Origin of the sequence: Streptomyces sp. NPDC048659 (assembly GCF_040650575.1) — a bacterium.
Lineage (GTDB): Bacteria > Actinomycetota > Actinomycetes > Streptomycetales > Streptomycetaceae > Streptomyces.
The window spans coordinates 1-5766 of the sequence record NZ_JBEZHM010000125.1 but is presented as its reverse complement, the minus strand read 5'-3'; the positions used below and the strand labels follow the sequence as shown (position 1 = coordinate 5766).

The following is a 5766-nucleotide window of genomic DNA, read 5'->3' as shown; positions in this document are numbered from 1 at the left end:
GCGCCCCCGGGCCTCCCCCCCTTCCCCCCGACACTCCTTTCGGCGGGCCCGGCGGGGGGGGGGGGCCCCCCGGGGGGCCCCCCGGCCCGGCGGGTGAGCAGCTGCCGCCTTACTTCTTCGCGGCGGCCTTCTTCGCGGTGGTCTTGCGCGCCGTCGTCTTCTTGGCGGGCGCCTTCTTCGCGGTGGCCTTCTTCGCCGGCGCGGTCTTCTTGGCGACGGTCTTCTTGGCCGTGACCGCCGCCTTCTTCGCCGGGGCCGCCTTCTTCGCGGCCGCGGTCGTCTTCTTCGCCGCGGTGGTGGCCTTCTTCGCCGCCGCCGTGGTGGTCTTCTTCGCCGCGGTGGTCTTCTTCACGGCGGCCGTGGTCTTCTTGGCCGGGGTCGCCTTCTTCGCGGCGGCCTTCTTGGCGGTCGTGGCCTTCTTGGCCGCGGCCTTCTTGACGGTCGCGGAGGCCGCGCCGCCGGTCAGGCTGCCCTTGGGGGCCTTCTTGACGGAGACCTCGCCGCCCTTGGGGAGCTTCTTCGAGCCGCTGACCAGGTCCTTGAAGCCCTGGCCCGCGCGGAAGCGCGGAACGGAGGTCTTCTTGACCCGGACGCGCTCACCCGTCTGCGGGTTGCGCGCGTAGCGGGCCGGGCGGTCGACCTTCTCGAACGAGCCGAAGCCGGTGACCGAGACCCGGTCCCCGCTGACCACGGCACGCACGATGGCGTCGAGCACGTGGTCGACGGCGTCGGCGGCCTGCTGGCGGCCGCCCATCTTGTCGGCAATCGCTTCTACGAGCTGCGCCTTGTTCACGTCTTCCCCTTCGGAGACATTGCCGGAACGAAAGTGTTCAAGCTATTTCGCACGTTAGGCATGTATATACCGCAAATCAAACACGAAACGGGCTAATCACCCTACTGCCGCAACGCGGAAGCACGTTACGGAGTTCCTGGTGTCAGTCGTCTTCAGGGAATCGGCCCTCGTCGAGGTCCTTCATCAACCGGTCCAGACGCGTTGCCGCGTCCGAGAGATCGTGCTTCGCCGCGGCCGTGATGACCAGCAGCTTCCGGGACAGCGCCATCCTTACGCCCTCCGGGACTTGCAGTGAGCGCACTCTTGTGTGCGCTTCCTTCAATCGGGCGGCGACTGCCTCATAGAGCCTGAGTTGGCTGTCGCGTTCCATGCACCGATTGTGCCATCTAGGGCGAGTTGTCGCCCGACGGGGTCTCAACAAGCGACTGCGCCCCCCACCGGGCGGTGGGGGGCGCAGTCTTGGAAAAGCGCTGCTCAGACCGTAATTGTACGGGGCTTGAAGGCCGGGCGGGTGGCCTCGTAGGCCGCGATGTCCGCTTCGTTCTGAAGGGTGAGGCTGATGTCGTCCAGGCCGTTCAGCAGCCGCCAGCGGGCGTTCTCGTCGAGCTCGAAGTCGGCGTCGATCCCGGGGGCCACGACCTTGCGGGCCTCCAGGTCGACGGTGACCTCGGCGGTCGGGTCGGCCTCGGTCAGCTCCCAGAGGGCGTCGACGGTCTCCTGCGGCAGGACCACGGTCAGCAGTCCGTTCTTCAGCGAGTTGCCGCGGAAGATGTCGGCGAAGCGGGCCGAGATGACGGTCTTGAAGCCGTAGTTCTGGAGCGCCCAGACGGCGTGCTCGCGGGAGGAGCCGGTGCCGAAGTCGGGGCCGGCGACCAGGACCGTGGCGCCCTGCCGCTCGGGGCGGTTGAGGACGAACTGCTCGTCCTTGCGCCACGCCTCGAACAGGCCGTCCTCGAAGCCGTCGCGGGTGACCTTCTTGAGCCAGTGCGCGGGGATGATCTGGTCGGTGTCGACGTTGCTGCGGCGCAGCGGGACGGCCCGGCCGGTGTGGGTGGTGAATGCTTCCATGGTTCCTCAGACCCCCGCGGTGGTGGCGACGTCGGACAGATCGGCCGGGGAGGCCAGGTGGCCCAGGACGGCGGTGGCGGCGGCGACCTGGGGGGAGACCAGGTGAGTGCGCCCGCCCTTGCCCTGCCGGCCCTCGAAGTTGCGGTTGGAGGTCGACGCGGAACGCTCGCCGGGGGCCAGTTGGTCGGGGTTCATGCCCAGGCACATCGAGCAGCCCGCGTGCCGCCATTCGGCGCCGGCCTCCTTGAAGACCTTGTCCAGGCCCTCCTCGACGGCCTGCAGGGCGACCCGGACCGAGCCGGGGACGACCAGCATGCGGACGCCGTCGGCGACCTTGCGGCCCTCCAGCAGCGAGGCCGCGTTGCGCAGGTCCTCGATGCGCCCGTTGGTGCAGGAGCCCACGAAGACGGTGTCGACCCGGATGTCGCGCAGCGGCTGCCCGGCGGTCAACCCCATGTACTCCAGCGCCTTTTCGGCGGCCAGGCGCTCCGAAGCGTCATCGTACGAAGCGGGGTCGGGGACGTTCGCCGAAAGCGGCGCGCCCTGGCCCGGGTTGGTGCCCCAGGTCACGAAGGGGGCCAGCGACGCGGCGTCGATGACGACCTCGGCGTCGAAGACGGCGTCCTCGTCGGACCTCAGGGTCTTCCAGTACGCGACGGCGGCGTCCCAGTCCTCGCCCTCGGGGGCGTGGGCGCGGCCCTCCAGGTAGGCGAAGGTGGTGGCGTCGGGGGCGATCATGCCCGCCCGGGCGCCGGCCTCGATCGACATGTTGCAGATGGTCATCCGGGCCTCCATCGAGAGCTTCTCGATGGCGGAGCCGCGGTACTCCAGGATGTAGCCCTGGCCGCCGCCGGTGCCGATCTTGGCGATGATCGCCAGGATCAGGTCCTTGGCGGTGACGTCCTCGGGCAGCTCGCCGTCGACCGTGATGGCCATGGTCTTGGGGCGGGCCAGCGGCAGCGTCTGGGTGGCCAGCACGTGCTCGACCTGGCTGGTGCCGATGCCGAAGGCCAGCGCGCCGAAGGCGCCGTGGGTGGAGGTGTGCGAGTCGCCGCAGACCACGGTGGTGCCCGGCTGGGTCAGGCCCAGCTGCGGTCCCACCACGTGGACGACGCCCTGCTCGACGTCGCCGAGCGGGTGCAGCCGCACGCCGAACTCGGCGCAGTTCTTCCGCAGGGTCTCCAGCTGGGCGCGGGAGACCGGGTCGGCGATCGGCTTGTCGATGTCGAGGGTGGGGGTGTTGTGGTCCTCGGTCGCGATGGTGAGGTCGAGGCGCCGCACCTGCCGGCCGTTCTGCCGGAGCCCGTCGAACGCCTGGGGGCTGGTGACCTCGTGCAGGAGGTGCAGATCGATGAAGAGGAGGTCGGGCTCGCCTTCGGCGCGCCGGACGACGTGGTCGTCCCAGACCTTCTCCGCGAGTGTCCTACCCATCGCTTTCCCTCCGGCCGGCGGCGTGCGCCGGCACCACTAGAGACCCGTTTGGCGGGCCGTTGTGCGGCCGCCCCACCAGAGTGACAAGTTCCTCGGAAAATTGAACTTGCGTTTCACAGAGTGAGACGCGAATATCGTTGCATGGACAACTCTAGCGGCGTAGGCGTTCTCGACAAGGCAGCCCTTGTCCTGAGCGCCCTGGAGTCCGGTCCGGCCACCCTCGCAGGTCTGGTCGCGGCGACGGGACTCGCACGACCCACGGCACACCGTCTCGCCGTGGCTTTGGAACACCACCGGATGGTGGCCCGCGACATGCAGGGCCGGTTCATCCTCGGACCGCGGCTGTCGGAGCTCGCCGCCGCGGCCGGCGAGGACCGCCTGCTGGCGACGGCCGGGCCGGTGCTGACGCATCTGCGCGACGTCACCGGCGAGAGCGCGCAGCTCTACCGGCGCCAGGGCGACATGCGCATCTGCGTGGCGGCGGCCGAGCGGCTGTCCGGACTGCGGGACACCGTCCCGGTCGGCTCGACGCTGACCATGAAGGCCGGTTCGTCCGCGCAGATCCTGATGGCCTGGGAGGAGCCCGAGCGGCTGCACCGCGGCCTCCAGGGCGCCCGCTTCACGGCGACGGCCCTGTCGGGCGTACGGCGCCGCGGCTGGGCCCAGTCGATCGGCGAGCGGGAGCCGGGGGTCGCCTCCGTCTCCGCGCCCGTGCGGGGCCCCTCGAACCGGGTGGTGGCCGCCGTGTCGGTCTCCGGCCCGATCGAGCGCCTGACCCGCCACCCGGGCCGGATGCACGCCCAGGCGGTCATCGACGCGGCCGCGCGCCTCTCCGAGGCCCTGCGCCGCAACGGCTGATCCCTCCCCCGGCCCGCTCCCGGGCCATCCGTCCGATACCGGCCCACCGCTCCAACGCCGCAGCGGTGGGCCGGAGTTGTACCTGCACCAGGAACCCGAACAACAAAGAAGCCCTCCCCCGAAGGGAAGGGCTTCCTCGTCTCGTACCCCCGACCGGATTCGAACCGGCGCTACCGCCTTGAGAGGGCGGCGTGCTAGGCCGCTACACAACGGGGGCCTTGCGGATGAGATCCGCGATGCAGATGAGCTCTGCGAGCTGGCCTACCTGGACTCGAACCAAGAATGACGGTACCAGAAACCGTAGTGTTGCCAATTACACCATAGGCCATGGTGGTTACACCGTACCCCCGACCGGATTCGAACCGGCGCTACCGCCTTGAGAGGGCGGCGTGCTAGGCCGCTACACAACGGGGGCCCTAGCGATCCTGCATCGGGTTCACCGGGAGCTACCCAAGTGATCCCGCGGGAAGGATCTGTACCCCCGACCGGATTCGAACCGGCGCTACCGCCTTGAGAGGGCGGCGTGCTAGGCCGCTACACAACGGGGGCTTTGTGGATGCCATCCACGGTTTTGCAGATGAGCTCTGCGAGCTGGCCTACCTGGACTCGAACCAAGACTAACTGAACCAGAATCAGTCGTGCTGCCAATTACACCATAGGCCACCGGGGCGTGATCTCTCCGAGGAGAGGATCTTGCTCGGTTTGCGCTTCCGGGGCTTTCCGGCCTTTCGGCCCGTTTCCCTCGGCGCAGGAAGAACATTACCCGAAGGTGGACGGTGCTCCAAAACGCGTATCCCCCCGCAGGACCCGGGACAGCTGGCGGAGGTCGGTGACGCGGGTCAGCTCGGGGCGTCCGCCGGTGTCCGCGCGGTCCAGCCAGATGCCCCGCAGCCCCGCCTCGGCCGCGCCCCGGGCGTCGGTGTCGGGCTGGTCCCCGACGTACGCGACCTGCTCGGGCGGCAGCCCCAGGGTGTCGCAGGCCGCGTGGAACGCCGCGGCGGCGGGCTTGGCGACCCCGAGCTCGGCGGCGCACAGGACGGCCTCGAAGCGGTCGCGCACGCCGAGGACGCGCAGCTTGCGCTCCTGGTTGTGGATGCTGGAGTTCGACAGGACCGCCTGCCGGTACTCCCCCGCGAGCAGGTCCAGCGCGGGCAGCGCGTCCGGGAAGAGCTCCCAGGCGGCCTCGTAGTGGGCGAGGTAGCGCGCGAACCAGGCGTCGGCCCCGGCGGCGTCCAGCCCGGGGCGTCCGAGGAAGTCCCGGACCCGGTCGCGGCGCTGGTCGAGGAAGTCCACCCCGCCGGCCTCGAAGCGGCGCCAGTGCAGCGTCGTGAGCTCCTTCCAGCGGGCCAGGGCCTCCTCCACCGTCTCGTCGCCGCCCGCGAGGCCCTCGGCGGCGAGGTGCGCGCGCATCCCCTCGTGGTCGGCGCTCGCGTAGTCGAAGATCGTGTCGTCGATGTCCCAGAGGACCGCGCGGATGCCCATGCCCCGACCGTACCGCCGTGACGAGGGTCACGGCCGGGTGTTCCCGGGCCCGGGAACGCCTAGGGGGCGGCGCCCGGAGTGGTCCGGTGTCATGGCGTGCCCATCCTTGCACCCCTCCCCGCCGAACCGCCCGC

General features: G+C 70.2%; 6 protein-coding genes and 5 tRNA genes. 1 reads left to right on the top strand and 10 read right to left on the bottom strand.

Features of this window, described 5'->3' with window-relative positions; genetic code table 11:
- Positions 1 to 109 precede the first annotated feature (109 nt).
- The 4 genes from AB0C99_RS39390 to leuC form a co-directional block, all read right to left on the bottom strand.
- Positions 110 to 793: an HU family DNA-binding protein gene (locus AB0C99_RS39390; RefSeq protein ID WP_362485283.1), complete on the bottom strand. Its 684-nt coding sequence runs from the start codon at positions 791 to 793 to the stop codon at positions 110 to 112.
- A 142-nt stretch (positions 794 to 935) separates the two neighbouring features.
- Positions 936 to 1163 carry a hypothetical protein gene (locus AB0C99_RS39385; protein WP_362485281.1) on the bottom strand — a complete coding sequence of 76 codons (228 nt, stop codon included), beginning with the start codon at positions 1161 to 1163 and terminating at the stop codon, positions 936 to 938.
- Positions 1164 to 1267: 104 nt separating this feature from the next.
- On the bottom strand, positions 1268 to 1861 hold the full coding sequence (gene leuD, locus AB0C99_RS39380) for a 3-isopropylmalate dehydratase small subunit (RefSeq protein ID WP_362485280.1): 594 nt from the start codon (positions 1859 to 1861) through the stop codon (positions 1268 to 1270).
- A gap of 6 nt (positions 1862 to 1867) precedes the next feature.
- Complete coding sequence (gene leuC / locus AB0C99_RS39375) at positions 1868 to 3292, bottom strand: 3-isopropylmalate dehydratase large subunit (RefSeq protein ID WP_362485278.1); 1425 nt, start codon at positions 3290 to 3292, stop codon at positions 1868 to 1870.
- A gap of 141 nt (positions 3293 to 3433) precedes the next feature.
- Here leuC and ndgR point away from each other — a divergent pair, with 141 nt between their 5' ends.
- Positions 3434 to 4150 (top strand): IclR family transcriptional regulator NdgR, encoded by a 717-nt coding sequence (ndgR, locus tag AB0C99_RS39370; RefSeq protein WP_017235973.1) that lies wholly within the window; start codon positions 3434 to 3436, stop codon positions 4148 to 4150.
- Between the two features lie 144 nt (positions 4151 to 4294).
- Here the strand turns inward: ndgR and AB0C99_RS39365 are convergent.
- The 6 genes from AB0C99_RS39365 to AB0C99_RS39340 form a co-directional block, all read right to left on the bottom strand.
- Positions 4295 to 4367, bottom strand: a tRNA-Glu gene (locus AB0C99_RS39365).
- Positions 4368 to 4406: 39 nt separating this feature from the next.
- Positions 4407 to 4478, bottom strand: a tRNA-Gln gene (locus tag AB0C99_RS39360).
- Positions 4479 to 4492: 14 nt separating this feature from the next.
- Positions 4493 to 4565, bottom strand: a tRNA-Glu gene (locus AB0C99_RS39355).
- A 61-nt stretch (positions 4566 to 4626) separates the two neighbouring features.
- A tRNA-Glu gene (locus AB0C99_RS39350) sits at positions 4627 to 4699 on the bottom strand.
- Between the two features lie 42 nt (positions 4700 to 4741).
- Positions 4742 to 4813, bottom strand: a tRNA-Gln gene (locus tag AB0C99_RS39345).
- 96 nt (positions 4814 to 4909) lie between these two features.
- Positions 4910 to 5632, bottom strand: coding sequence for an HAD family hydrolase (locus tag AB0C99_RS39340; RefSeq protein WP_362485277.1), 723 nt, complete (start codon positions 5630 to 5632; stop codon positions 4910 to 4912).
- Between the last annotated feature and the right edge of the window lie 134 nt (positions 5633 to 5766).

Coding starts and splice junctions, on each gene's coding strand:
- AB0C99_RS39385 (WP_362485281.1), bottom strand. CDS start 1,163: ATGGAACGCGACAGCCAACTCAGGCTCTATGAGGCAGTCGCCGCCCGA.
- leuD (WP_362485280.1), bottom strand. CDS start 1,861: ATGGAAGCATTCACCACCCACACCGGCCGGGCCGTCCCGCTGCGCCGC.
- leuC (WP_362485278.1), bottom strand. CDS start 3,292: ATGGGTAGGACACTCGCGGAGAAGGTCTGGGACGACCACGTCGTCCGG.
- ndgR (WP_017235973.1), top strand. CDS start 3,434: ATGGACAACTCTAGCGGCGTAGGCGTTCTCGACAAGGCAGCCCTTGTC.
- AB0C99_RS39340 (WP_362485277.1), bottom strand. CDS start 5,632: ATGGGCATCCGCGCGGTCCTCTGGGACATCGACGACACGATCTTCGAC.